This is a genomic window from Anoxybacillus gonensis, from assembly GCF_001187595.1.
Classification (GTDB): Bacteria; Bacillota; Bacilli; order Bacillales; family Anoxybacillaceae; genus Anoxybacillus; species Anoxybacillus gonensis.
Window position 1 is genome coordinate 1,961,601 of record NZ_CP012152.1, and the last position, 24,682, is coordinate 1,986,282.

Annotated in this window: 29 protein-coding genes; 5 read left to right on the plus strand and 24 right to left on the minus strand. The window is 42.2% G+C overall.

Going from position 1 to position 24,682, the window contains the following annotated elements; translation table 11 throughout:
* Positions 1-2: 2 nt before the first annotated feature.
* From AFK25_RS10345 to gpr, 11 genes are all read right to left on the minus strand, one after another.
* Positions 3-752: a 16S rRNA (uracil(1498)-N(3))-methyltransferase gene (locus tag AFK25_RS10345; RefSeq protein ID WP_026011538.1), complete on the minus strand. Its 750-nt coding sequence runs from the start codon at positions 750-752 to the stop codon at positions 3-5.
* Between the two features lie 14 nt (positions 753-766).
* On the minus strand, positions 767-1,705 hold the full coding sequence (gene prmA / locus AFK25_RS10350; protein ID WP_009374032.1) for a 50S ribosomal protein L11 methyltransferase: 939 nt from the start codon (positions 1,703-1,705) through the stop codon (positions 767-769).
* A 23-nt stretch (positions 1,706-1,728) separates the two neighbouring features.
* Positions 1,729-2,850 carry a molecular chaperone DnaJ gene (gene dnaJ / locus AFK25_RS10355; protein WP_009374033.1) on the minus strand — a complete coding sequence of 374 codons (1,122 nt, stop codon included), beginning with the start codon at positions 2,848-2,850 and terminating at the stop codon, positions 1,729-1,731.
* Positions 2,851-2,981: 131 nt separating this feature from the next.
* Positions 2,982-4,799 (minus strand): molecular chaperone DnaK, encoded by a 1,818-nt coding sequence (dnaK, locus tag AFK25_RS10360; protein WP_035066672.1) that lies wholly within the window; start codon positions 4,797-4,799, stop codon positions 2,982-2,984.
* A gap of 13 nt (positions 4,800-4,812) precedes the next feature.
* Entirely contained in the window at positions 4,813-5,394 is a 582-nt protein-coding gene (grpE, locus tag AFK25_RS10365; RefSeq protein WP_009374039.1) for a nucleotide exchange factor GrpE, read from the minus strand.
* Between the two features lie 66 nt (positions 5,395-5,460).
* Entirely contained in the window at positions 5,461-6,495 is a 1,035-nt protein-coding gene (gene hrcA, locus AFK25_RS10370) for a heat-inducible transcriptional repressor HrcA (protein ID WP_009374043.1), read from the minus strand.
* A gap of 77 nt (positions 6,496-6,572) precedes the next feature.
* Entirely contained in the window at positions 6,573-7,715 is a 1,143-nt protein-coding gene (gene hemW, locus AFK25_RS10375; protein WP_035066669.1) for a radical SAM family heme chaperone HemW, read from the minus strand.
* A gap of 47 nt (positions 7,716-7,762) precedes the next feature.
* Positions 7,763-9,589, minus strand: a complete 1,827-nt coding sequence (gene lepA, locus AFK25_RS10380) for a translation elongation factor 4 (RefSeq protein WP_009374047.1) — start codon at positions 9,587-9,589, stop codon at positions 7,763-7,765.
* 95 nt (positions 9,590-9,684) lie between these two features.
* Complete coding sequence (locus AFK25_RS10385; protein ID WP_009374049.1) at positions 9,685-9,990, minus strand: YqxA family protein; 306 nt, start codon at positions 9,988-9,990, stop codon at positions 9,685-9,687.
* Between the two features lie 9 nt (positions 9,991-9,999).
* A complete protein-coding gene (spoIIP, locus tag AFK25_RS10390) occupies positions 10,000-11,169 on the minus strand; it encodes a stage II sporulation protein P (protein ID WP_009374051.1) in 1,170 nt (389 codons plus the stop codon).
* Positions 11,170-11,233: 64 nt separating this feature from the next.
* Positions 11,234-12,337, minus strand: a complete 1,104-nt coding sequence (gene gpr, locus AFK25_RS10395) for a GPR endopeptidase (protein WP_020424507.1) — start codon at positions 12,335-12,337, stop codon at positions 11,234-11,236.
* A 191-nt stretch (positions 12,338-12,528) separates the two neighbouring features.
* On the opposite strand from gpr, the gene rpsT reads away from it, so the two are divergent.
* Together rpsT and AFK25_RS10405 are read left to right on the plus strand one after the other, a co-directional pair.
* Positions 12,529-12,795 (plus strand): 30S ribosomal protein S20, encoded by a 267-nt coding sequence (gene rpsT / locus AFK25_RS10400; RefSeq protein WP_004889444.1) that lies wholly within the window; start codon positions 12,529-12,531, stop codon positions 12,793-12,795.
* 59 nt (positions 12,796-12,854) lie between these two features.
* Entirely contained in the window at positions 12,855-13,538 is a 684-nt protein-coding gene (locus AFK25_RS10405) for a Crp/Fnr family transcriptional regulator (protein ID WP_035066661.1), read from the plus strand.
* Positions 13,539-13,547: 9 nt separating this feature from the next.
* Here the strand turns inward: AFK25_RS10405 and holA are convergent, their stop codons facing one another.
* Positions 13,548-14,528, minus strand: coding sequence for a DNA polymerase III subunit delta (gene holA, locus AFK25_RS10410; RefSeq protein WP_035066659.1), 981 nt, complete (start codon positions 14,526-14,528; stop codon positions 13,548-13,550).
* 239 nt (positions 14,529-14,767) lie between these two features.
* On the opposite strand from holA, the gene AFK25_RS14855 reads away from it, so the two are divergent.
* Entirely contained in the window at positions 14,768-14,902 is a 135-nt protein-coding gene (locus AFK25_RS14855; RefSeq protein WP_003393868.1) for a YqzM family protein, read from the plus strand.
* A 48-nt stretch (positions 14,903-14,950) separates the two neighbouring features.
* Here AFK25_RS14855 and AFK25_RS10420 read toward each other — a convergent pair whose 3' ends face one another.
* Genes AFK25_RS10420 through AFK25_RS10430 form a run of 4 tightly spaced genes read right to left on the minus strand, consistent with a single transcriptional unit; the run spans position 14,951 to position 18,302 of the window.
* A complete protein-coding gene (locus AFK25_RS10420) occupies positions 14,951-17,074 on the minus strand; it encodes a DNA internalization-related competence protein ComEC/Rec2 (RefSeq protein ID WP_240483439.1) in 2,124 nt (707 codons plus the stop codon).
* Positions 17,058-17,201, minus strand: coding sequence for a hypothetical protein (locus AFK25_RS15245; protein WP_240483437.1), 144 nt, complete (start codon positions 17,199-17,201; stop codon positions 17,058-17,060). The genes AFK25_RS10420 and AFK25_RS15245 overlap by 17 nt, the downstream gene beginning before the upstream one ends.
* On the minus strand, positions 17,198-17,665 hold the full coding sequence (locus AFK25_RS10425) for a ComE operon protein 2 (RefSeq protein ID WP_009374060.1): 468 nt from the start codon (positions 17,663-17,665) through the stop codon (positions 17,198-17,200). The genes AFK25_RS15245 and AFK25_RS10425 overlap by 4 nt, the downstream gene beginning before the upstream one ends.
* 46 nt (positions 17,666-17,711) lie before the next feature.
* Positions 17,712-18,302, minus strand: a complete 591-nt coding sequence (locus AFK25_RS10430) for a helix-hairpin-helix domain-containing protein (protein WP_019416880.1) — start codon at positions 18,300-18,302, stop codon at positions 17,712-17,714.
* Positions 18,303-18,379: 77 nt separating this feature from the next.
* Here AFK25_RS10430 and comER point away from each other — a divergent pair, with 77 nt between their 5' ends.
* Positions 18,380-19,213, plus strand: coding sequence for a late competence protein ComER (comER, locus tag AFK25_RS10435; RefSeq protein ID WP_019416879.1), 834 nt, complete (start codon positions 18,380-18,382; stop codon positions 19,211-19,213).
* Between the two features lie 51 nt (positions 19,214-19,264).
* Here the strand turns inward: comER and AFK25_RS10440 are convergent, their stop codons facing one another.
* From AFK25_RS10440 to AFK25_RS10475, 8 genes are read right to left on the minus strand one after another with little or no spacing between them, the layout of a single operon-like run.
* Positions 19,265-20,005: a class I SAM-dependent DNA methyltransferase gene (locus tag AFK25_RS10440; protein WP_009374064.1), complete on the minus strand. Its 741-nt coding sequence runs from the start codon at positions 20,003-20,005 to the stop codon at positions 19,265-19,267.
* A complete protein-coding gene (gene rsfS, locus AFK25_RS10445; protein ID WP_009374065.1) occupies positions 20,002-20,358 on the minus strand; it encodes a ribosome silencing factor in 357 nt (118 codons plus the stop codon). Before rsfS ends, AFK25_RS10440 begins: the two co-directional genes overlap by 4 nt.
* On the minus strand, positions 20,355-20,930 hold the full coding sequence (gene yqeK, locus AFK25_RS10450) for a bis(5'-nucleosyl)-tetraphosphatase (symmetrical) YqeK (RefSeq protein WP_009374066.1): 576 nt from the start codon (positions 20,928-20,930) through the stop codon (positions 20,355-20,357). Before yqeK ends, rsfS begins: the two co-directional genes overlap by 4 nt.
* A complete protein-coding gene (locus AFK25_RS10455; RefSeq protein ID WP_035066627.1) occupies positions 20,920-21,486 on the minus strand; it encodes a nicotinate-nucleotide adenylyltransferase in 567 nt (188 codons plus the stop codon). The genes yqeK and AFK25_RS10455 overlap by 11 nt, the downstream gene beginning before the upstream one ends.
* A 10-nt stretch (positions 21,487-21,496) precedes the next feature.
* Positions 21,497-21,790, minus strand: coding sequence for a ribosome assembly RNA-binding protein YhbY (yhbY, locus tag AFK25_RS10460; RefSeq protein ID WP_009374068.1), 294 nt, complete (start codon positions 21,788-21,790; stop codon positions 21,497-21,499).
* Positions 21,784-22,611: a shikimate dehydrogenase gene (gene aroE, locus AFK25_RS10465; protein ID WP_019416876.1), complete on the minus strand. Its 828-nt coding sequence runs from the start codon at positions 22,609-22,611 to the stop codon at positions 21,784-21,786. Before aroE ends, yhbY begins: the two co-directional genes overlap by 7 nt.
* 19 nt (positions 22,612-22,630) lie before the next feature.
* On the minus strand, positions 22,631-23,734 hold the full coding sequence (yqeH, locus tag AFK25_RS10470) for a ribosome biogenesis GTPase YqeH (RefSeq protein ID WP_026011532.1): 1,104 nt from the start codon (positions 23,732-23,734) through the stop codon (positions 22,631-22,633).
* Positions 23,735-23,739: 5 nt separating this feature from the next.
* Positions 23,740-24,252, minus strand: coding sequence for a YqeG family HAD IIIA-type phosphatase (locus AFK25_RS10475; RefSeq protein ID WP_009374074.1), 513 nt, complete (start codon positions 24,250-24,252; stop codon positions 23,740-23,742).
* 278 nt (positions 24,253-24,530) lie between these two features.
* On the opposite strand from AFK25_RS10475, the gene sda reads away from it, so the two are divergent.
* Positions 24,531-24,671 carry a sporulation histidine kinase inhibitor Sda gene (gene sda / locus AFK25_RS10480; RefSeq protein ID WP_009374076.1) on the plus strand — a complete coding sequence of 47 codons (141 nt, stop codon included), beginning with the start codon at positions 24,531-24,533 and terminating at the stop codon, positions 24,669-24,671.
* Positions 24,672-24,682 lie beyond the last annotated feature (11 nt).

Consider the following 24,682-nt stretch of genomic DNA (forward strand, 5'->3'; position numbering starts at 1 on the left):
CCTCACTTAAGTTCCCATTCATAAGACACCGCTGATAACGCATATAACGGTGCCGTTTCTGCTCGTAAAATGCGCGGTCCAAGACTACATGCGATGAAACCATGTTGTTTCAATAACGTCACTTCTTGCTCGGATAAACCGCCTTCTGGTCCAAAAACAATTAAGAGGGAGTTCCCTTCATCCATCTTTTGAAGAAGATCGGCAAAAGCACGATGTTTTCCTTCTTTCGCTTCTTCTTCATAAGCAATACATGTATAATCCATGTCGCTCGCCCATGCAATGAGTTCCCGAATCGTCATCGGAGCATAAACAGACGGCATATATGCTCGGTGGGATTGTTCAGCCGCTTCTTTCACAATTTTTTGCCAACGTTCCACTTTTTTATCGCCTTTTTTCTCGTCCCATTTGACGATCGAACGGGATGTGATGAGCGGAAGAAAGCCTCTTGCTCCAAGCTCTGTTCCTTTTTGTAAAACGAGTTCGTATTTATCTCCTTTTAACAGTCCGCTTGCGACATAAATGTGCACAGGCAGTTCAACATTTCCCTCTATCCATTGTATAATACGGCATCGGACAAAATCATTGGAAATTTGTTCGATCTCACAAAGCATCGTTTCACTACGCTCATTACAACAAAGAAGGCGATCACCTTCATTCATGCGCATGACCCGCCCAATGTGATGGACGTCATCGCCAGAAATCATAACGTGATCGCCAACGATTTGCTCGTTACGTACGAAATATCGTTGCAACGCGAACACCCTTTTTATTGTTTTTTCGCAATAAATGCGATCCAATCTTCCATCGTTAACGTTTCTTCAATCGTGAAACCAGCGCGAAGAAGACCTTCTTTCACTTCTTGTTTTTTCGTTTGAATAATTCCTGATGTAATAAATACGCCTCCCGGACGCAACAAACGATACGCATCATCGACAAAACGAAGAATGATTTCAGCTAAAATGTTTGCAACGATGACATCCGCTTGTTCATCGATCCGATCAAGTAAATTGTTTTGCGAAACGGTGACGACATCGTGTACTTTATTTAATTTCACGTTCAATTTTGCACTTTCTACTGCGACAGGATCTAAATCGAGCGCATGAACACGTTTCGCTCCTAACATCGCAGCAGCAATACTTAAAATGCCTGACCCCGTACCGACATCGACGACCATATCACCTTGTTTGACCGTCTTCTCAAGCGCTTGAATACACATCACTGTCGTCGGATGCGTCCCCGTGCCGAACGCCATGCCCGGATCTAATTCAATAATTAATTCGTCGCTTGAAACACGTTCATACGTTTCCCATGTCGGAACGATCGTAAACCGCTCAGAAATTTTGACCGGATTGTAATACTTTTTCCACGCTGTCGCCCATTCCTCTTCGTTCACTTCGCTAATCGTAATTTTGTTTCGCCCAATATCGATGTTATATAACATTAAATTGTTAATCGCCTGTTTAATTTCTTCGACCGTTTCACCTAAAAAGCTATTTACCGGCAAATATGCCTTAATAATAACTCCTTCCTCGGGGTAATCGTCAGGATTGAGTTGGTAGATTTCCCCGTAAGTCGTTTCTCGTTCTTTCGTTAATTCAAACGGATCTTCAATGACGACGCCACCCGCACCTGCTTCGTGTAAAATATTTGAAATCGCCTCGACCGCTTCGTGTGTTGTATGAATGCTTATTTCAGACCATTTCATGATCTACCAACTCCTCCTTCACGTTACTCCCCTTTAAATGCTCGCTTCACTTTCGCAAAAAAGCTATCTTCTTGTCCATTCCCTTGACTGAGTTGTTCAAACTCACGCAACAATTGTTTTTGACGTTCGGTTAACTTCGTTGGTGTGACAACGCGAACGCGAATATGTTGATCTCCTTTTCCATAGCCATGCACATTCGGTACTCCTTTTCCTTTTAAGCGGAATTTCGTACCTGTTTGCGTACCTGCTGGAATTTTCAATTTCACTTTTCCATACAACGTCGGCACTTCAATATCCGCACCAAGCGCGGCTTGCGTAAACGTAATTGGCATTTCACAATAAATATCATCGCCATCACGTTCAAAAAACTCGTGCGGTTCGACATAGAAAACGATGTACAAATCTCCAGGCGGTCCCCCGTTTATTCCAGGCTCACCTTGACCTGCTAAGCGCAATTGTTGACCGTCATCGACACCGGCAGGAATTTTGACATGAATTTTTTTCCGTTTTTTCACACGACCTGTTCCATGACATGTCGAACATTTTTCTTTAATAAAATGTCCTGTACCGCCGCAATGATGACACGGGCGACGATTTACGATGCGGCCAAACGGCGTCGCTTGTTCAATCGTTAATTGCCCTGTACCGTGGCAATGTGCGCACGTTTCTTTTTTCGTTCCTGGCTTCGCTCCAGAGCCATGGCACGTATCGCACGTTTCTTCACGTGGAATTTCAATATTTGTTTCCTTTCCAAAAACCGCTTCTTCAAATGTTAAACGCATCGTATATTGCAAATCTGCCCCTGCACGCGGTGCGTTCGGATCACGTCGACGCCCACCGCCAAAAAAACTACTAAAAATATCTTCAAAGCCACCAAACCCACCGAAGTCAAAATCAGCCCCGCCAAATCCACCAAACTGTTGGTTCGGATCCGTATGGCCGAATTGATCGTAATGGGCACGCTTTTGGTCATCGCTTAACACTTCGTATGCTTCTTTAATTTCTTTAAACTTTTCAGCTGCATCGGGCGCTTTATTAATATCTGGATGATACTGCTTTGATAATTTTCGATACGCTTTTTTAATTTCTTCTTTTGTTGCGTTTTTACTCACGCCGAGCACTTCATAATAGTCTCGTTTACTCATGATCACCCACTCCCGACTCGTTCACATGAACGTAATTTTATCATTGTCTCAACTTGTTGCGCAATACATTTGATGTTTCCATAGCAAAAAAGTCAAAGCCAAGGCAGGCCTGACTTTGACTTTTTGTTTGTTTACTTATCTTCTTTCACTTCTTCAAATTCCGCATCGACGACGTTGTCGTCTTTTTTGCCTTCGCTTTGTTGTGCTTGCGCTTGTTTAGCCGCTTGGTCATATAGCTTAACAGAAAGCTGTTGCACAACTTCTTGCAACGCGTTTTTCTTCGCGCGAATGTCTTCGATATCTTTGCCCTCAAGCGCTGCTTTTAATGCATCTTTTGCTTCTTGCGCTTTTTTCACATCCGCTTCGTCTACTTTTCCTTCTAATTCTTTTAACGTTTTTTCTGTTGTGAAAATGAGATGGTCTGCTTCGTTGCGAAGTTCCACTTCTTCTTTTCGCTTCCGGTCTGCTTCTGCATTTTCTTCTGCTTCTTTAATCATGCGTTGAATTTCTTCTTCAGACAAACCAGAAGAAGATTTAATTGTAATCGATTGCTCTTTATTTGTACCTAAGTCTTTCGCGCGCACGTGCACAATACCGTTTGCGTCAATGTCAAATGTGACTTCAATTTGTGGTACACCGCGCGGAGCTGGCGGAATGTCTGTTAATTGAAAGCGACCGAGCGTTTTGTTATCGGCAGCCATCGGACGTTCACCTTGTAAAACGTGAATGTCTACAGCCGTTTGGTTATCTGCTGCCGTTGTGAAAATTTGCGACTTGCTTGTCGGAATAGTTGTGTTGCGCTCAATTAATTTTGTAAAGACGCCACCCATCGTTTCAATACCGAGCGAAAGCGGTGTTACGTCTAATAATACGACGTCTTTTACGTCCCCTGCGATTACTCCACCTTGAATCGCTGCACCGATCGCAACAACTTCGTCTGGGTTTACTCCTTTATGTGGCTCTTTGCCAATTTCTTTTTTAATCGCTTCTTGAACAGCTGGAATGCGCGTTGAACCACCAACAAGAATGACTTTGTCGATATCTGCAGGCGTCAATCCAGCATCTTTTAACGCTTGACGAACAGGTCCCATCGTACGCTCAACTAAGTGCGCTGATAATTCTTCAAATTTTGCGCGCGTTAACGTCATTTCTAAGTGAAGTGGACCGTTTTCGTTTGCGCTAATAAACGGCAATGAAATTTGCGTTTGCATCACGCCAGAAAGCTCTTTTTTCGCTTTTTCTGCCGCGTCTTTTAAACGTTGCAACGCCATTTTATCTTTTGATAAATCGATGCCGTGTTCTTTTTTGAACTCCTCAACTAAATAATCGATGATGACTTGGTCAAAGTCGTCACCACCAAGGTGGTTGTCACCAGCCGTCGCTTTTACTTCGAATACACCATCACCTAATTCAAGAATCGATACGTCAAACGTACCTCCGCCAAGGTCATATACGAGAATTGTTTGATCTTCATCCATTTTATCTAATCCGTATGCTAACGCAGCTGCTGTTGGCTCGTTAATGATGCGCTCGACTTCTAAACCAGCAATGCGGCCAGCATCTTTTGTCGCTTGACGTTGTGCATCGTTAAAGTAAGCTGGAACAGTAATCACAGCACGTGTAACAGGTTCACCTAAATACGCTTCCGCATATGATTTTAAGTATTGCAAAATCATTGCAGAAATTTGTTGCGGTGTGTATTCTTTTCCTTCTACTTGTACTTTATAGTCTGTACCCATATGGCGCTTAATCGAAATAATTGTATTTGGGTTTGTAATCGCTTGGCGTTTTGCCACTTCACCGACTAAACGCTCACCGTTTTTAAACGCAACGACAGACGGTGTCGTGCGACCTCCTTCTGGGTTTGGAATAACTTTTGGCTCCCCGCCTTCTAACACAGCGACGCAAGAGTTTGTTGTACCTAAGTCAATACCGATAATTTTGCTCATACATAATCCCTCCTCATTGATTTACTTTGACCATTGCTGGACGAATGACACGATCTTTTAATTTGTAGCCTTTTTGGAATTCTTCTATAACTGTATTTGGCTCATAGTTTTGATCATCTACTTGCATCACCGCTTGATGCACATGCGGGTCGAACGGTTTTCCAACCGATTCAATGACTTCGACCCCTTCTTTTTTGAGCGCTTCAATGAATGCGCGATAAACCATTTCCATTCCTTGCAATAACGACTTTGCTTTTTCATCTTCTACTTGCACTTGTAACGCGCGTTCAAAGTTATCTAAAATCGGCAATAAATCAGAAACTAAACTTTGCGCGCGGTATTTTTCTGCAGCTTCCATATCTAAACGCACACGGCGACGATAATTGTCAAAGTCGGCATGGAGGCGAAGAAAACGATTTTCTGTTTCTGCTAACTTCGCTTCCAATTGAGCAATTTTTTCGTATGCAAGCGCTAATTCGTCTTGCTCTTCTTGTTGTGTTTCTTCACTTTGCGCTTGCTCCTCTTGCACTTGCTCGTCTTGTACGTCTTCAGATTGTTCAACAGTTGCATCATATGTACGCTGTTCTTTCTCCATCTTCTCACCTCCCTAAAAAACTTGAAAAGCGGATGGGGAAATTCCCCATCCATAATATTGACATCGCTAATCTTTTTGATACCACATCGATAACACCTTCGACAAATCCGTCGCAACAAGGTTTAATAGTGAAATGACGCGCGAATATTCCATGCGAGTTGGTCCAAGAACAGCGATCGTACCGAGCTTTTCACCATCGACAGAATACGTCGCTGTAATTAAACTGCAGTTTTCCATTCCTTCTACATCGTTTTCTGTGCCAATTTTCACTTGAATGCCTTGTTGCTTATGCTTCCTTAACAAACGATAAAACTCTTTTTCTTGTTCAATGACATTCAGCAATGCGCGAAGCTTATCGATGTCGCTAAACTCCGGTTGACGAAGCATGTTCATTTTTCCGCTTAAAAACATTTGCGCAGGCGCGTTTAAATCTAAAGAAGACGAAATCATTCGCAACATGTGGTCGTAGCTTTGGATGTGTTCGCGAAGCACGTGCGCAACTTCTGTTTGAATTTTATCTGTTAAATCTTCTAAAGGAACACCTGTCAACCGCTCATTTAAAATGTTAACCATCTTTTCGACGTCTGATGGCGGAATAGACGGTGGGAGCGTCACGACGTGCTTTTCTACATACCCCGTATCCGTCACAATAATGGCAACGGCTGTTTCTGCATTTAGCGGAACGATTTGAATCGTTTTTAGCTTATGTTCCTTTACTGAAGGACCGAGCACAACGGTTGTATAGTTCGTTAAGTCCGATAAAATTTGCGCCGATTTTTGAATAAGCTTTTCTAATTCGTATATTTGCTCATGAAAAATCGATTGAATCGTTTGTACATCTTTTTGTGTTAACCGAACAGGCGGCAATAAATGGTCAACGTAATAACGATATCCTTTTTGAGACGGAACGCGACCAGAAGAAATATGTGTTTTTTCGATAAAACCAAGCTCTTCTAAATCGGCCATTTCGTTACGAATTGTCGCTGAACTAAACGTGATTTGCTCTTTTTTCGATAACGTTCGTGAACCAACAGGTTGCCCAGAACGAATAAAATCATCGACAATAATTTTTAAAATTAACAATTGGCGATCTGTTAGCAACGCTCATCACCTCTGTTAGCACTCTAACAAAGCGAGTGCTAAATCTACTATTAAGGTATCAAATTGCACTTGTCGTGTCAAGATGAAACGCCAAGAAACGATTGAAATACTTCGTTTCCGAGCAATTTGCCGCGATGGGTAAGAAAAATCGCTTCCTCTGTCTCTTCAAGCAATCCGTTTCGTTTTTGCAAGGCAATGGCTTCACCGAACACGTCATGCACCGTTTTTCCATATCGCATGAAAAATTCATTTTTATTTACCCCTTCTATTTTTCGCAAACCAAGAAACATATGCTCTTCCATTTGCTCTTCTTTTGACACAACATGCTCGTCTACATGTGGCCACTGCCCTTGCTCAATGAGCTGTATATATTTTTTAATCGGACCAGCGTTTACATGTCTTATGCCGTTCATATAGCCATGAGCTCCTGCACCAAATCCGTAGTAATCGTCGTTATTCCAATATGTCATATTATGGCGGCTATCAAACCCTTTTTGAGCATAGTTGCTTAATTCATATTGTCTATATCCATGTTGTTCCATTTGTTCCATAATCATTTCATACATATATGCTTCTTCTTCTTGACTCGGCAACGGCAACGTCTGTTTTTTCATCAAGTTGTAAAATACGGTTTTAGGCTCAATAATGAGCGAGTAGGCAGACACATGTTGAATCGGAAGCGAAAACGTTATGCGTAACGTTTCTTTTAGATGGTCGATCGTTTGTGTCGGCAATCCGTACATTAAATCGATATTTATATTATGAAAGCCGAGCTTGTGCGCGCGCTCAATCGTCTCGATTGCCGTTTCTTTCGTATGGGTACGTCCGATGCGTTGGAGCAATTCACGATCGAACGTTTGCACGCCAAAACTGAGGCGGTTCACTCCCCATTCCTTGAGCACGTATAACTGCTCATCGCTCACTTCATCCGGATTCGCTTCAACGGTGAACTCGACATCGGAAGCGAGCGAAACGATGCGGTGAATGGCACGCAATAATCGATCAAGCTGTTTGGCAGTCAACGACGTCGGTGTTCCTCCTCCGATAAATACCGTTTGCAATTGCGATGTCGGAACACGTTCAAACGTCCGTTCCATTTCGATGATTAACGCATCGATATAAGCGTCAACCGGTTGCTGATGTAAAAATACTTTATTAAAATCACAATAATGACAAATGTGCGTACAAAACGGAATATGAATATATGCTGCTTGAATCATTTACTTCACCCTTTTCTATGCAAAAAACCGCAGAAACATTCTGCGGTTTATTTTTGATCGTCCATCTTTAACACAGCCATGAACGCTTCTTGCGGCACTTCAACGGAGCCGACTTGTTTCATGCGCTTTTTCCCTTCTTTTTGCTTCTCAAGCAACTTCCGCTTACGTGAAATGTCCCCACCGTAACATTTCGCTAATACGTTTTTGCGCAACGCTTTAATTGTTGAGCGCGCAATAATTTTATTGCCGATAGCAGCTTGCACAGGTACTTCGAATTGTTGACGCGGAATTAAATCTTTTAACTTTTCAACGATGACTTTTCCGCGATCGTATGCTGAATCGCGATGAACAATAAACGATAAAGCGTCGACTTTTTCACCGTTTAATAAAATGTCCATTTTTACAAGTTTAGACGGCTTATAGCCAATCAACTCGTAGTCAAACGATGCGTATCCTTTCGTGCTCGATTTTAAAATGTCAAAGAAATCGTACACAATTTCAGCAAGCGGCAATTCATATGTGAGCGTCACACGTCGCTCGTCTAAATATTGCATATCGCCAAAAATGCCGCGTTTCTTTTGGCATAGTTCCATGACAGGACCGACGTAGTCGTTCGGTACCATAATCGTTGCTCTCACGTACGGCTCTTCGACGCGATCAATTTTTTGTGGATCTGGCATGTTTGACGGGTTATCGACTGCTAACTCTGTTCCGTCCGTTAAATATACTTTATATATAACACTTGGCGCTGTCGCAATAATATCAATGTTAAACTCGCGCTCTAATCGCTCTTGAATAATTTCCATATGCAAAAGCCCTAAAAAGCCGCATCGGAAACCGAAACCGAGCGCTTGGGACGTCTCTGGTTCAAACTGCAATGCCGCATCGTTTAACTGGAGCTTTTCTAACGCTTCACGCAAATCGTTGTAGCGCGCTGTATCGATTGGATACAAACCGCAAAATACCATCGGATTTAAGCGACGATACCCTGGAAGCGGTTCACTTGCTGGATTGTCCGCATGCGTAATCGTATCCCCAACACGCGTATCGCTTACGTTTTTAATCGATGCCGTTAAGTAGCCGACATCTCCGACGGTCAATTCATCAACGATTTTCGCTTTCGGTGTGAATACCCCGACTTCAACGACTTCAAATTCTTTTCCTGTCGCCATCATTTTAATTTTTTGACCTGCTTTCACCGTTCCTTCTACGACGCGAATATATGCGACAACGCCGCGATACGGGTCATAAAGCGAGTCGAAAATAAGCGCTTTAAGCGGTGCATCTGGATCTCCAGATGGGGCAGGAATTTTTTGAACAATTTGCTCTAAAATTTCATCAATTCCAATGCCAACTTTCGCTGATGCTAATACAGCTTCTGATGCGTCAAGACCGATCACATCTTCAATTTCTTGACGAACACGCTCAGGGTCCGCACTTGGTAAATCAATTTTATTAATGACCGGCAAAATTTCTAAATTGTTATCAATCGCTAAATATACGTTAGCAAGCGTTTGAGCCTCAATGCCTTGCGCCGCGTCAACGACTAAAATCGCCCCTTCACACGCCGCTAAACTACGCGACACTTCGTACGTAAAGTCGACGTGACCAGGTGTATCAATTAAATGTAAAATGTAATCTTCTCCATCTTTCGCTTTGTAATGAAGCTGGACTGCATTTAATTTAATCGTAATGCCACGCTCGCGCTCTAACTCCATTGAATCGAGCGCTTGTTCTTTCATCTCGCGCTCAGATAGCGCACCCGTCTTTTCAAGAATGCGGTCAGCAAGCGTAGATTTGCCGTGGTCGATATGTGCAATAATGGAAAAGTTGCGAATGCGATCCCTTCTTTTTAGTCTCTCTTCACGATTCATCTATGTTCCACTCCTATAATTTCCGAAATACGCTAGCTTTGATTATAGCAACAACGTTTGCAATATTCAACGCAAAATAATGAAAAGGCGGATCGTTATCCCGCCTTTTGCATAAATGAAAGCATATGTTCAACGAGCGAATGAACGAACGTCGCAAGTTTTTGTCCCGCTTTCGAAAACATGTTAAACGTTTCCATTTGTTGCAGCTTTTCTTTTTTTTCTTCAATCGATTGCCCAAGCACGATCGTTTCATCTTTTGATACGTGTACAACTCGCTCAAGCGATGGATCGTTATACCCTTTCATTTTGCGCATCCCTTCGTTCGCTTGCTGCATGCCGAGCAATACACCTACTAAAAAAATGACGGCGATGAGTAAACTTTGAATCGTAAATCTTACCATCTTACTCACCTACTTTTTTTCTGCCGGTTGTGTCGCATTTACTTTTTCTGCTTGCCAATAATATTCGCTAAATACATCTGCTACAGCTGATGCTGTTCGATACAATTCTTGAAACGTATTATCCACACCGCCAAATTCGATTAAAATCGCATTTTCCGATAAATCTTGATTAAATTTCCCGTTTGTTCCGACCCCTTTTTTCTCGAATGTTCCGCGGCTTAGCCCAGGATATTTTTTTTCAAGCAGTTCGTGCAATTTCGTCACAAGCTGTAAGTTTTTTTCATACTTTGCATTCTCGCCGCCGATAATAAACGACACTCTCGCATAGTCAACGCCGTTAATCGTCACCGTCGTATCATTGCGGCGTCGAGAATCACGATGAATGTCAATTAAATATTGAACGTCACGATTGTTTGCCATCGCTTCAACAACCGTTTTACGCGACATATCATACGCTTGATAATATTCCATATTATTTTTTAACAATTTCCCGATAAAATCGGTCGTATCAACAACAACACCGATGCCGCGCTTCTCTAGTTCTTCTCCTAATTTTTTTCCGACTTTCGTTACATTCACAGTCGGATGATGGGCGAAGTTAGGGTTCGTCACCCCTTTTAATGCAGGCAAATACGATTCTTGCGTATGTGTATGATAAATATAAACAACTTTCTTCCCACCTGTCGTTTGTGAAGGGGCAGGAGCAGGAGGCGTTTCTTCCTCCTGAAGCTGCTCTTGCGCTGCTTCTCGCTCAGCTAACAACACTTCTAACGGAGGGGGTGACTCGTACGGAATGTTTGTAAAGTTCGTTCCTTCACCAGCTAAAATAATTTCGCTATCATACAGTGAAAAGCCGGGTAACTCCCGTCCTAACAAACTGCGCGGATCGTGAAAATTCACGCTCGTTGTCATTTGAAAAAAATATGTAGAATACGGCAGTTGCTGTTTTTCTTTCGGGAGCATCTCACGAAAATACACATTTTCAAATGAAAGTACATATACAAGCGATTCTGCAGCAAAGCGATTCGTCATTTCATGAACAGAAGAAGAAGAAAGGCGATATGTCGACGTCGCTGTCATTGTCGCGACAACTGTTATCGTACTGATAAACGTAAACAAAATGAATATAATCCACTTTTTTATACTTGTTCCGTGAACGGTCACCATCATTTTCTTCACTTCACCCTTTCAAAGCTTGTCTACTCTATCAATATGACAGCGCTTTGAAAGATAGAACGAAAAACTAATGCGTATATGCCCCAACGTTTTCTTGATCAATGCGATGATGTAACGCGGCGTTCAAACCGCTCGCTAATATGTTTGCCATTTCCTCAATAAATACATCGACCTCTTTTGGTGTAACCATTAAATTATGGCCGATCGGTGCAAGCACTTCATAAATCAACTTTCTTTTTTCTTCTTCATTAAGCATGCCGACCATCCCTAAAAAAGCAGAACGATCTGACTCATTCGGTAAATCTTCTTCCGTCAACTTTTTTTTCTTTCCGAATACAAGACTCGCTGGCGCAAGAGCACGAGCTGCTCGATTGCCTTCTTTCATCTCGCGGCCGAGATGTTTTAACAATAAATCAATCGTGTCGCTTGCAATCGATACAGCATCAACGACCGTTGGGACGCCAATTGCAATAACAGGAATGCCTAACGTTTGTTTACTGAGCTCTTTTCGCTTATTCCCTACCCCAGATCCTGGGTGAATACCTGTATCAGAAATTTGAATGGTAGCATTTACTCGTTCAATCGAACGCGCAGCTAACGCATCAATTGCAATAATAAAATCCGGTTGAATTTTTTCAACAATGCCTGCAATGACATCGCTCGTTTCAATTCCAGTCATCCCCATTACTCCTGGAGCGAGCGCACTTACCGAGCGAAATCCGTCTTGAACACTTTCAGGTTGCAGTTGAAATAAATGGCGCGTCACGACTAAATTCGATACAGCTAACGGACCGAGCGCATCAGGGGTGACTTCCGCATTCCCTAATCCGACGACAAGACAACTTGCTTCTTTCGAAATGCCAAGCTGCTGTAAAAACGTATAAAAATGTTTGGCGAATAGCTTCTCCACTTTTTGTTGCAAATCCGTGTCTTGTGTTCGAATCCCTTGCGCCTCAATCGTTAAATATTTTCCAGCTTTTTTTCCTAACGTTTTTGCACCTTCCTCTGTTACTTCGACAAACGAAAAATGAACGCCATCTTCTTCCCAATCGCGAATAAATACCCCTTCAAGTGACGTTTGTTGTTCATTTTGCAATCGTTCTTCCATAGCTATTTCGTGCGCTTCAATGGCTAAATCCGTTCGGACATTATATGGACGTAAATCGATCATACAGTCTCCTCCATCATTTTTTATCATTTGTTTTATCCATTTTCCTCCTTTTTCATACAATCGCACTTTTCCGCCTTTGCCCTATTGCATAATTAAGAGCAGTTTGGTAGAATATCACTTGTTCTTATTGTTCATCGAACTGTCGCGTATTGAACGTATATATTTGCGATCGGTTAACGGAGGTGAAAAAAATGGCAAACATTAAATCTGCAATTAAACGTGCAAAAACAAGCGAAAAGCGTCGCGCTCATAACGCATCTATGAAATCAGCAATGCGCACAGCAATTAAAAAGTTTGAAGCGCTTGTTGAGTTAAAAGACGTGGAAAAAGCAAAAGAAGCTTTCGCATTTGCAACGAAAAAAATTGACAAAGCAGCTAGCAAAGGCTTAATCCACAAAAATGCTGCAAATCGCTATAAATCACGTTTAGCGAAAAAATTAAACAGCATTACAGCATAATGAAAAAACAGCTTGTCATACGCGGCAAGCTGTTTTTTCCATTTTGGGAGGGGATGCATATGTTTCATTGGGTCAAGCAACAATTAAAAATGATTTCGTTATTTTCCCAACTGTCCGATGAAGAATTGGAGGCGCTTGTACATATCGCAACCGTCCGGACGTATAAGCCGAAAATGCTTGTGTTTATGCAAGGAGAGCCGCTTGATCGCGTCTTTTTTATCGCTCGTGGGACGGTGAAAATTTACAAAACAGATGTAAGTGGAAAAGAACAAATTGTATCTATTTTACAAGAAGGGGATATGTTTCCACACACCGGCTTTTTTCGACGCGGCTCGTATCCGGCACATGCAGAAATGATGGAGGAAACGACACTGATTGTCATTCCGATTGAACAATTCGAACAAACGCTCATTTGCTATCCACAACTATGCATCAAACTGTTTCGCATCATGGGCGAAAAAATTATCGAATTGCAAACACGATTAGAAGAACTAGCCTTTCACAATACAGCTGAACAATTGGCGCGACTTTTCATTCGATTAGCAACAACAAACGGCGTGTATATGAACGGCCGTTATCGTCTGAAAACATTGCTCACAACGCGAGAATTAGCCAATATGATTGGCGCTGCGCGCGAAACGGTCAGCCGCGTACTAAGCCAACTCAAACAGCAAGGAATCATTACGACAGACGATGATGGCTACTATATGATCGATGTCGATGCGTTACAACAAAAGCGGTAGAGGAACGCTCTACCGCTGCAACTTTAAGAAAAACAACTGCAATAACAACTGCTTATCCATTGCGCTACTTTTTAGCGCATAATCCGTTTCTGCTAAATCGTATAAAATGCTCATAAGCTGTTGCTCTGAAAATCCGCTCGCATAACTTGCCGCCACTTTTACGCGAAACGGATGAACACCTAACATCGAGGCGATTTGTTGTTGACCGTATCCTGTTTTCATCAGTTCCTTCACTTCATAAATAAGCCGAAATTGGCTTGCTAATAGAGCAACAAGCTTAATTGGTTCTTCATTTTGGCGCAACAAATCTTGAAGCGTTTGCAACGCAGCTGGGACGTTTCGCTTAGCAATTTGTTCGACAAGGGTAAATACATTTTGTTCAAGCGTGCGCGACACAAGCAATCGAACATCGTTTACTGTGATGGAACGATGTTCAGCGAAAAGCATGAGCTTTTCGATTTCGCTAGCCAACGTAGCTAAATCCGTACCAGCTAATGTCAACAACATATCTAGCGCATCATCGTCGATTTGGCATTGTCCTTTTACCCATTGTTTTAATTCTTTTTCGTTGAGCGGTTTAGCAACGATCACATGCGCTTTTTTTAATAACGCTTTCGTCACTTTTTTCCGCTCATCTAACTTTTCATACGTTCCAACGAAAATGATACTAGAAAACGGCGCGGGCTTTTCTATGTAAGCTTCCAATCGTTTCATATCGTGCTCGACTTTTTCTTTTCCTTTTTCCGCCGTTAAAAAATACGGTTGCTTCACAATGACGATTTTTCGCTCACCGAAAAACGGAAGCGTCTCCGCATCTTCAAGCGCCACTTCAATCGGCGTTTCTTCACAGTCGTATGTACTAACATTCCATTCACGTTCTTCATCTGACAACGCTCGGCGAACAATTTGTTCATATGCTTGCTTCATTAAAAAATGCTCCGTGCCATATATGACATATAGTTGTTCCATGTTCTCTTCCCCATTCTTCATCCATTTTCTTTAAAGAACATACAACGTTTCGGAGCATTTTACAAGGGAGTTAGCAGATGAAAATCGCCAACTCCCATTTATTTAAACGTTGGAAAACAAGCCCTAGGAACTTATTTATCCAACGGGTATCTTTATCTTTTCCGATCTTGCACGAACTATTTGTGACAACTGTTGTCAACGATGTAGATTTTCTTTCTCTTTTCCCTTATACTAATGGTGAGAAAATAGGAGGGATGGTCATGAACGAATTTGAAAAAAACGTTCAATGTACGCGCAACGATGCCGTTGACTCGGCTGTTGGCTTCATCGTATCATTCGGCTTTTTCGCCACTATGTTCATTATTGCTACACTTGTAAAATTTTTTGGTGCATAATGAACACCCGAAAGAGATTGCATGTTGCAGTCTCTTTTTTCTTGCATTTTATGGCGAAAAGGTTTGAATGGTGCTTATCCGTTTCGAAAAACGAATGACGATCGCACCATGTTCATCGGTACGAAACGTACGAACGTGATAGGCGCGCAAACGATCAATCACTTCACGATGCGGATGACCGTATCGATTGCGACGTCCGACGGAAATAAGCGCCACTTTCGGACGAATATGTTGTAAAAACGGCTCAGATGTCGATGTATTACTTCCGTGATGCCCGACTTTTAATATGTCAACAGGCAATGAGCGATACATCGTGATGAGTTGTTGTTCCCCTTTTTCTTCTAAATCACCTGTAAATAGCCAATATACTCCTCCCATAAACGCATACAGCACAATCGAACCGTCATTTGTCGTCTCTTCATTTCCAAAAGGAGAAAGAATGTGAAATTGCGCTTGACCAACCGTCCAACGATCGCCGCTTTTCACTATTTGTACATGCGTCCCTTTATTGATCGCATGTGCCATGACCGTTTGCAGCAAATCATTTTTGTGCATACCGACAAACAGTTTTCGCACACGGACAGCATTCAATACATCGCTCGCATCCCCGATATGATCGAAATCACCATGTGTCACAATGAGCGCATCAAGAGCACGAACCCCTTTTGCTTTCAAAAACGGAACGATGACATCTTCACCGATGCGAAACGATTGCTTCCTTTTTCTCCACGGCTCATCGCCAAATGACATCGTTCCGCCCGTATCAATCATATAAATCGCCTTTCGATACGGCAGTTCGATATATATACTATCTCCTTGCCCAACGTCTAACATAACGACTTCAGCGCTCGGACGAAAAAACGGCCAAAGGAAATGAACGATGATGACAAAACTAAACGAAAAGCGAAAGACGATTTGTTTATACTCAAACGAAAGAAAAAAGAGAGCAATCGAGATCACATAAGCGATCAATAGCCACGTCGGCGGACGACCGAGGGTGAGCAAAAACGAATCTGCTAATGAAGTGACAAGCTTGTTTGCATGTTCAATCACAAACGTCAATACATATGTGATGATCGGGCTAACAAACGGCATAAAGACGTGGATAAACCACGCGAGAAATGAGAGCGGCAAAATGACAAAAGAATAAAGCGGAACAAACATGACGTTTAATGGAATCGATAAAATGGAAACTTCGTAAAAATGATAAAGCAAAAGCGGCAACGCGCCCATTTGTGCAATAAACGATGTCATAAACAACTGACGAATGACGGAACGTTCATGTTGAATAAACGAAGAACAAATAATTAACGCAAAACAAACGAGAAAAGATAATTGAAAACCGAGATGAAATATGATATACGGGTCTTTTAGTAGTAAAAGAAGACAAGCGACGCTTAATGCATCAAGCGTACGAAGGCGAGAGGAAAAGAGAAGGAAACAACTTGTCATGACTGCTGCACGCATTACTGACGGAGCAGCCCCTGATAAAATGACGTATAAAGGAATACAACATAATAAAATCACGGTTGCTCGTTCCCGTGTGATCCCGAAGCGAATGAATAAATAAAAACAACCACCAGCAAGCAATGTCATATGCAAACCTGAAATCGCTAGCAAATGAATAAGCCCTAACTTTTGATAGCTCGAAAGAACAGTTGGCTCTATATCGCTTCGTTCACCGTAAATTAGCGCCTGCATAAACGCGCTAACGTCGCGAGGGAAATGATCTTGAATGTAGCGAATGCCTTGTTGACGAACGATTTGCAATCGTTCCACCCATGTCACATGTGTGCGCATGCACCGTTCGAGTGAAGCTGGACGAACGATCCAATGGATGCGATGATAAAACAAATACTGGCGATAATTGAAAGCATACGGATTCGTCGGTAAAGATGGTTGTTCAAGCGCTCCTTTCACCAAACAGGCCGTACCAATTTGAAGGGCATCCCATTCATATTTTTCTTCTTCCGTACGAAGGCGATAAATAAGTTGCAGACGTTCATGCTTCCATTGTACAACCGTTTTTATTTGATCCCCATCGATATGAATCGGAGCAACAAATCGCACAAACAGCGCTGTTTCATGTCCTGAAAGCGTCGTCACGTTATGTCGATCGATCCAATTGCTCCATAACAGAAAAAACAAATATGCGCTAGCACAAACGATCAACAGCGCCCGCTTCCGCCAAAGCAAAAACAAATGGTACACGACCGAAAGCAAAAAGCAAACAACCGATTTTGTCAATATAGACAGGACGGCCAAAACGGCCGCCATTGCTACGTAAACGATACATCATCTCCCCTTCGCGTGTAAAAATGTCGGAATAGATTCCACATCAAAAGGAACGTGCTTGACCGTTACTCCTGCTTGTTCAAACAATTGCAAAGCAAACGGATGGTTTTTATAGTCGTTCGCATAATAAACAGCTTTTATCCCGCTTTGAATAATCGCTTTACAACATTGTAAACAAGGAAAATGAGTGACGTATATTTCCGCCCCTTCTGTTGGCACACCAAACTTGGCACATTGTAAAATGGCGTTCATTTCCGCATGAATGGTGCGCACGCAATGGTTGTCAATGACATAACATCCTTCGTCTATACAATGCGCTCCACCTGCGATTGAGCCGTTGTATCCCCCTGCAATGATACGTTTATCGCGCACGATCGTTGCTCCGACCGCTAGCCTCGTGCATGTGCTACGCAACGCTAATAAATGGCTTTGTGCCATAAAATATTGATCCCATGTAATTCGTTTCATGTTGTTTCTCCCCCTTGTCCATTATGCCTTTAGTTTATCGCCAATTTTAACGCACGACAATTTGTTCTTTTATTTTCTCAAACGATTTTTCCCCGATTCCGCTCACATTCAACAAATCTTCCGCTTTTTGAAACGGTCCGTGCTCTTCGCGATATGCAATAATGGCAGATGCTTTTGCCGGACCGATGCCTTGCAGCGTTTGCAATTGCTCTGCTGTGGCTGTATTAATGTTTACTTTTCCGTTTGATTGATCTATCGTATGCATGTCCGCTAGTTCGCTTATTTCTTCGCCTTTTTTTGGCACGTAAATGACCATTTCATCATGCACTTTCATCGCCAAATTGATTTTCGTTTCATCCGCTTCTTCTGTTAATCCTCCTGCCATTTCAATCACATCTCGAATGCGGCTTGTTGCTGCGACTTCATATACTCCGGCTCGTTTAACCGCTCCTTTTACATCGACAAAAACAGACGTTTCCTCTTCTTGTTTCTCCGCTTGTTGTTCTACTTGTTGTTCATTTTGTTCGAAAGGCAACGGTTGTATCGTCGTTTCGTCTTGTTGCGTCACCCAAATGATCACTCCAATGACAAGTGCCCCAATATATATCCAACGCTCATACGTTTTTATCCACTTCATACGTTCACCCTTTCATAAAACGTGTCATCGTCGCATACATATGACATATAGTGGTGACGGATAAGGGGGGAGTACCGTTGAATATAGGGTTTATCGGAACAGGAAACATGGGAACAATTTTAATTGAATCGTTTATTAACGGCAATGCTGTGAAGCAAGAACAACTATTCATTACGAATCGAACGCTTGAAAAAGCGTACAGTATACAACAACGTTATCCAAACGTTCATGTCATACAAACGAACGAAGAAATAGCAAAACATGCAACGATTATTTTCATTTGCACAAAGCCGCTACATATGCCAGCCGTTTTAAAACAATTACGGCCACATTTGACCGACCATCATTGCATCGTGTCAATTACGAGCCCGATTTCCGTTCAACAGCTCGAATCGCTCGTACCGTGTAGCGTTGCTCGCGTCATTCCAAGCATTACGAATCGGGCACTTGCGGGAAGCTCTCTCATTACCGTAAGCGAGCGTTGTACAAAAGAAGAGAGAGCGACAATTGAACGGCTATTCCGTTGCATTTCTCGTCCAATATACATAGACGAGCCTATTACGCGCATCGCTTCTGATTTAACGAGCTGTGGACCAGCCTTTTTCAGCTACTTAATTCAAAAATTTATTGATGCAGCCGTTCAACAAACAGCCATTACAAACGAACAAGCAACGATGTTAGCGACAGAAATGATGATCGGACTAGGTGCTTTGCTTGAGAAACAATTGTATACGTTACCGACATTACAGGAGAAAGTATGTGTCAAAGGTGGCATTACAGGAGCTGGCATTGACGTGTTAGAAAAAGAAGTCGGGGACTTGTTCGTTCATATTTTTCAAAAAACGCATGAAAAATTTGACGAAGAAAAAGAAAAGGTGCGCCAACAAATTGATCATATTCGCGATGAATAAAAAAAATCCTTCTAAAATAAAACGTCCCAAAAGAGAACACTTTTGGGACGTTTATTTTTGCGCAATGAAAAAAATGCGCTCGCTTTCATTTGTCGGCTGTTGTTCTGTAAAATCCGCCCATACGTGCAACAAGCGAAAACCAGCCTGTTTTAACCACGTCACGTATCGTTCAACATCGTACGTTCGCTGCACATGCATTTCGTCAACTCGCTCATATACCCCTTCTTCTAATCGAACAAAAAACGTCAATTCATGTTCGACGCTATGCGGCCACGAGCCCGGATAACAGTTCCATATATAGCTTACTTGGTCATCATTACTCGCAAACGTCCCATGGTGTAAAAAGACGTTTTCCATTTTAAATAAAGAATGAACGTCAAATAAAAACAACCCATCTGGCTTCAATTGATCGTATACGCGCGAAAACGTAGCGATCACATCTTCTTCTTGCAACAAATAATTGAGTGAATCGCAAAAAATGACGATCGTATCAAACGGCTCAAACGGACCAAAGTCGCGCATATCTTGCTGAAAAAATGAAAGATTAACTCCACGTTCTTGCGCTTTCATTTGCGCAATCGCCAACATTTGTTCCGATAAATCAACACCTGTCACATCAAATCCTTTTTCAGCTAAGCGAAGGGCGAGTTCCCCCGTACCGCATCCGAGATCAAGAATTCGCTTTCCCGTTCGGTAAGATGACACCGCCCGTTCGACGAGAGCACACCATGCATCGTATGGGGCATCGCTCATTAATTGATCATACCAACTCGCAAACCGTTCGTACGTCATGCCCCAAGATCACTCTCAATTTGTTCAAGCGGCGCATCGCCCCATAACCGTTCGAGATTATAATATTCGCGGTCTTCTTTATGAAACACATGGACGACGACATCTCCTAAATCCACTAAAATCCAACGCGCTTCGTCAAATCCTTCAACACGTTTGACGACAACGTCGTGTTCTTCCGCTTTTTCTTTAATTTCACGCGCAATCGCCTGTACTTGTTTATCCGAATTGCCGTGACAAATCATAAAATAATCAGCAACGAGCGAAATGCCCTTCATATTTAATGCTACAATGTTTTCTGCCTTTTTTTCATCTGCTGCTTTTACTGCGATGCGTAAAATGTCTCGTTCTGTCACGATGAAACCCCCTTTAATTTTTTTGCTATATCATTATACGTATGAAAAGTATCTGGGTAAATGGGCTCGCGTTTGTCCATTAAAAATTGAATCGTATTTTGAAGCGCACGGAAAAGCGCATGATCTAAATGTTCTCGCGCTAGCGCCCGCACTTCATCAACGCCCGGAAACGAACGATTCGGCTCAATATAATCGGCGATATACACAATTTTTTCAAGCAATGTCATATTTGGTCGCCCCGATGTATGATAACGAATCGCCTGCAAAATCTCTTCATCTTGAATGCCGACTTCCGTTTGTACTAAATATGCCCCAACAGGCGCATGCCATAATTCCGGACTATATGCCAACAAGTCTTGCGGCATTTGTTGTTCTACAATGATGCGCTTCATTTCTTCTTTCGTGCGAAATTTTGCGTAATCGTGAAAAATGGCAGCTAATTCCGCCTTTTGAACATCAGCTCCGTACAATTTTGCTAACTCAATAGCTGTTTCCATCACACCTACCGTATGAACGTACCGCTGTTCTTTTAATTGCTTGCGCACGATAGCTAACGCCTCTTCACGTTTCATACAATCGATTCTCCTTTATATATAATTGAACCGCTTCTGGCAACAAATATGTCACGCTTTTTCCGTTTTGGATACGTTCGCGAATGAGCGAAGAAGAAACCGCAAACGTCGGCACGTCCACTTCGATAATCGGATACGGCGTACAAAGCGAATAGCCCGGACGTTTCACGCCGACAAATTGAATGAGTTGAACGAGCTCATCAATGCGATACCAATGCGGCAAATATTCGACCATATCTCCGCCAATAATGAAGTAAAATGTCGTATGCGGATGTCTTTTTTTTAACAAAACGATCGTGTCGTACGTATACGATCGCTCTTTCCGTTCTAATTCAATCGTTTCAACGCGAAAATGTGGGTCATTGGCAATCGCCATACGCAACATATTGACGCGATGCACATGATCAGTCACCTTTTTATCTTTATGCGGCGGAATGTAGTTTGGCATAAACCATATTTCATCGAGCTTTAATTCCGTTCGTACATCATCCGCAATTAATAAATGCCCATAATGAGGCGGATCAAACGTCCCACCTAAAATGCCTACTTTTTTCACTGCATCGCTCCTATTTTGGTAACACAATTTGCTTTCGTTCACGAGACTCTTTGTATAATACAATCGTATGACCGATCAGTTGGACGACTTCCGCCCCTGCTCCGCTCGCTAGCTGCTCGGCAATCACTTCTTTTTCTTCTTCGCAGTTTTTTAATACGCTCACTTTAATCAGCTCTCTCGCTTCAAGCGCATCGGCAATTTGTTTAATCATATTGTCGTTCACGCCGCCTTTTCCGACTTGAAAAATCGGCGTTAAATGATGAGCTAAAGAACGTAAAAATCGTTTTTGTTTTCCTGTTAACATGTTTTTCCTCCTAACTGTTGCATCACAACTTGTTCCATTCGTTTTGTATCTGGAAAAATTCCTGTCCATTTTTCAAACGCTAGGGCACCTTGATAAACGAACATACCGACGCCGTTTTGCACGCGCGCACCCTTCTCTTTTGCTTCTTGCAGCCATTTTGTCATCAGCGGATTATAAATAATATCGCTGACGATCGTCCCCTTTTTTAACGTTTGAAGAGAAATAGGCATCGCATCGACATGTGGATACATGCCGACAGACGTTGTATTAATAATGATATCATACTCCCCTAAACGTTCCTCTGCTTCCTCAAGCGAGTAAACAGAAGATATTTGTTTTTCAATAAACGTCTCTGCCTTTCCTGCCGTGCGATTACATACATCAACGGCAGACACACGATGTTTCAAAAGAGTAAAATAAATGCCGCGCGCCGCCCCGCCTGCGCCGACAAGCAAAATGCGCGCACCGGACAATTCAATGTTCATTTGCTCACATAACGCTCGGACAAACCCTTCACCATCTGTATTATAACCAATCCACTTCCCATTTTCATTGACGACTGTATTGACGGCTCCCATTTGTTTTGCCGTTTCATCAAGTTCATCCATATACGCCATCACTGCTGTTTTATGCGGAATCGTCACATTAAACCCTGCACATTGTAATGCTTTTAACCCTTGCACCGCCTCTTTTAACAGGTGAGGCTCAACATGAAACGCATGATAATGCGCATCGATACGTAACGATTGAAACGCATCGTTATGCATAAGCGGTGATAAGGAATGATGAACAGGACAGCCGATTAGCGCAAATAATTTCAAGTTCCTCTCCCCCTCTTTGTTAAATGAGCGATCTGCGCAACATCACACCGACGCCTTTTGGCGCATATGCAACGACATGAGCGCCAGGTTCATGACATGTCACCCAACCGAGCCCTGAAAAAACAATATCTGTTTTCGGTTCTTTTAATGTGAAATGGTGGGCAACGAGCGGCGGCAATTGCTCGCAATAGCTTTTGCGCGGCGGCTGCAACAACTCCCCAAGATGTTTCTCATACAACTCATCCGCATGTTCACGCTTCGTTCGATGAATAAACAATTCATTTGACATATAACATACAAATGGACGTCTTCCACCGCTTACGTAATCTAACCGAGCTAGCCCTCCGAAAAATAACGTTTGTTGTTCATTTAATTGATACACTTTCGGTTTAATTTCTTTCTTTGGCGTAATGACTTTTAAATCTTTTTTATCGACGAAATGCGCCATTTGATGATGGTTAATAATTCCCGGCGTATCATAAAGAGCCGAGCCGTCATCAAGCGGTATTTCAATCATATCGAGCGTCGTTCCCGGGAAATACGATGTCGTAATGACATTTCCTTTTCCTGTCGCTTCTTTAATGATGCGATTAATAAACGTTGATTTTCCAACGTTCGTGCAACCGACGACATACACGTCTTTTCCGTTTCGATATTCATCAATCGCAGCCATCACTTCTTTCATTCCGTAGCCTTTATTGGCGCTCACTAAAAAGACGTCGCGTGGCTGTAAGCCGAGTTCGCGAGCCGATTGTTTCATCCAGCGCGTCACTTTTTCATGTTTGACGGATTTCGGCAATAAATCGACTTTGTTGCCGACAAGCAGCACATCTTTTTTCCCGACAAATCGATGTAGTCCCGGCAGCCAGCTACCGTTAAAATCAAAAATATCAACAATTTTCACGACTAATCCGTCTGCTTGTCCGATGCCGTGCAAAATGTTTAAAAAGTCGTCATCCGTTAACGAGACGTCCTGCACTTCGTTGTAATGTTTTAATCGGAAACAGCGCTGACAAATCACCGGATCTTTCTCTAGCGCTGAAGGGGGCGCATATCCGATTTTCGTTTCATCTTCCGTTTGAATCGTTACTCCACATCCAATACAAATCATTTGTTCACTCATCTTCATCACTCCCAATGAATCATACCTTTTTTTCGCATCATATTTAAGATTTTTCGTTCAATGTTTCGGTTTATACGAGTGAAAAAACCGTCTGTTTGTGCAACAGGAACGACTAAAATCGTATGTAACCCGAGCCGATTGCCGCCAAACACATCGGTGAGAAGTTGATCGCCAATGACGACAACTTCTTCTTTTTTCAACTTCATGTCGCGCAACGCTTGTTGAAACGCTCGCGTTAACGGCTTGCGCGCTTCGAAAATAAACGGAATGCCAAGCGGCTTAGCAAACGCTTCCACTCGCTTTTTATTGTTATTGGATACGACGGTGACTTGAATGCCGCTTTGTTTCATTTGTTCAAACCAACGAACAACATCAGGCGTCGCAAGCGGACGATCCCATTCAATTAACGTGTTATCTAAATCTGTAATAATTCCTTTTATTCCTTTTTGTTTTAAATGTTCTGGAGTAATTTCAAAAATACTTTTCGCATGTTCGTTCGGCAAAAAATATTTTAACATACGTTCTCATTCCTTCTCTCTTTTTTACATAAATAAACAAATTGTAAAATTTTTCGACAAAATCCGATGTTTTTCATATCATGTGGATAACTTTATGCACATGATCCACATTCATTTTTCAACATTTCCTCATCGTTATAAACAACAAATCCACAACTTATCCACCAACACATGTGGATAATTAGAACAATTGTTCTTATTTTTGATTTATGATAAAGTGAAGATAAACCTACCATTATATGTATACATTTTTCCGTGTATACCAAGGAGGCGAAAAAATGAAATGTTTGCCTGACGACTTGTTAATTGAGTCATACTACAAAGCAAAAGAATTACAATTAAGCAAAGAATTTATTCAACTCATTGAAAGAGAAATTTTCCGTCGCCGTCTTGACCATAAAATTAAACAGTCTTCGTAATGAGCCTTCAG

Excerpts from the sequence above, each read along its gene's own strand:
- prmA (WP_009374032.1), bottom strand. The coding sequence starts at position 1,705 with ATGAAATGGTCTGAAATAAGCATTCATACAACACACGAAGCGGTCGAG.
- dnaJ (WP_009374033.1), bottom strand. The coding sequence starts at position 2,850 with ATGAGTAAACGAGACTATTATGAAGTGCTCGGCGTGAGTAAAAACGCA.
- dnaK (WP_035066672.1), bottom strand. The coding sequence starts at position 4,799 with ATGAGCAAAATTATCGGTATTGACTTAGGTACAACAAACTCTTGCGTC.
- grpE (WP_009374039.1), bottom strand. The coding sequence starts at position 5,394 with ATGGAGAAAGAACAGCGTACATATGATGCAACTGTTGAACAATCTGAA.
- hemW (WP_035066669.1), bottom strand. The coding sequence starts at position 7,715 with ATGATTCAAGCAGCATATATTCATATTCCGTTTTGTACGCACATTTGT.
- lepA (WP_009374047.1), bottom strand. The coding sequence starts at position 9,589 with ATGAATCGTGAAGAGAGACTAAAAAGAAGGGATCGCATTCGCAACTTT.
- AFK25_RS10385 (WP_009374049.1), bottom strand. The coding sequence starts at position 9,990 with ATGGTAAGATTTACGATTCAAAGTTTACTCATCGCCGTCATTTTTTTA.
- gpr (WP_020424507.1), bottom strand. The coding sequence starts at position 12,337 with ATGATCGATTTACGTCCATATAATGTCCGAACGGATTTAGCCATTGAA.
- rpsT (WP_004889444.1), top strand. The coding sequence starts at position 12,529 with ATGGCAAACATTAAATCTGCAATTAAACGTGCAAAAACAAGCGAAAAG.
- AFK25_RS10405 (WP_035066661.1), top strand. The coding sequence starts at position 12,855 with ATGTTTCATTGGGTCAAGCAACAATTAAAAATGATTTCGTTATTTTCC.
- holA (WP_035066659.1), bottom strand. The coding sequence starts at position 14,528 with ATGAAGAATGGGGAAGAGAACATGGAACAACTATATGTCATATATGGC.
- AFK25_RS14855 (WP_003393868.1), top strand. The coding sequence starts at position 14,768 with ATGAACGAATTTGAAAAAAACGTTCAATGTACGCGCAACGATGCCGTT.
- AFK25_RS15245 (WP_240483437.1), bottom strand. The coding sequence starts at position 17,201 with ATGATGTATCGTTTACGTAGCAATGGCGGCCGTTTTGGCCGTCCTGTC.
- AFK25_RS10425 (WP_009374060.1), bottom strand. The coding sequence starts at position 17,665 with ATGAAACGAATTACATGGGATCAATATTTTATGGCACAAAGCCATTTA.
- AFK25_RS10430 (WP_019416880.1), bottom strand. The coding sequence starts at position 18,302 with ATGAAGTGGATAAAAACGTATGAGCGTTGGATATATATTGGGGCACTT.
- AFK25_RS10440 (WP_009374064.1), bottom strand. The coding sequence starts at position 20,005 with ATGACGTACGAACGGTTTGCGAGTTGGTATGATCAATTAATGAGCGAT.
- yqeK (WP_009374066.1), bottom strand. The coding sequence starts at position 20,930 with ATGAAACGTGAAGAGGCGTTAGCTATCGTGCGCAAGCAATTAAAAGAA.
- yhbY (WP_009374068.1), bottom strand. The coding sequence starts at position 21,790 with ATGTTAACAGGAAAACAAAAACGATTTTTACGTTCTTTAGCTCATCAT.
- yqeH (WP_026011532.1), bottom strand. The coding sequence starts at position 23,734 with ATGAGTGAACAAATGATTTGTATTGGATGTGGAGTAACGATTCAAACG.
- AFK25_RS10475 (WP_009374074.1), bottom strand. The coding sequence starts at position 24,252 with ATGTTAAAATATTTTTTGCCGAACGAACATGCGAAAAGTATTTTTGAA.
- sda (WP_009374076.1), top strand. The coding sequence starts at position 24,531 with ATGAAATGTTTGCCTGACGACTTGTTAATTGAGTCATACTACAAAGCA.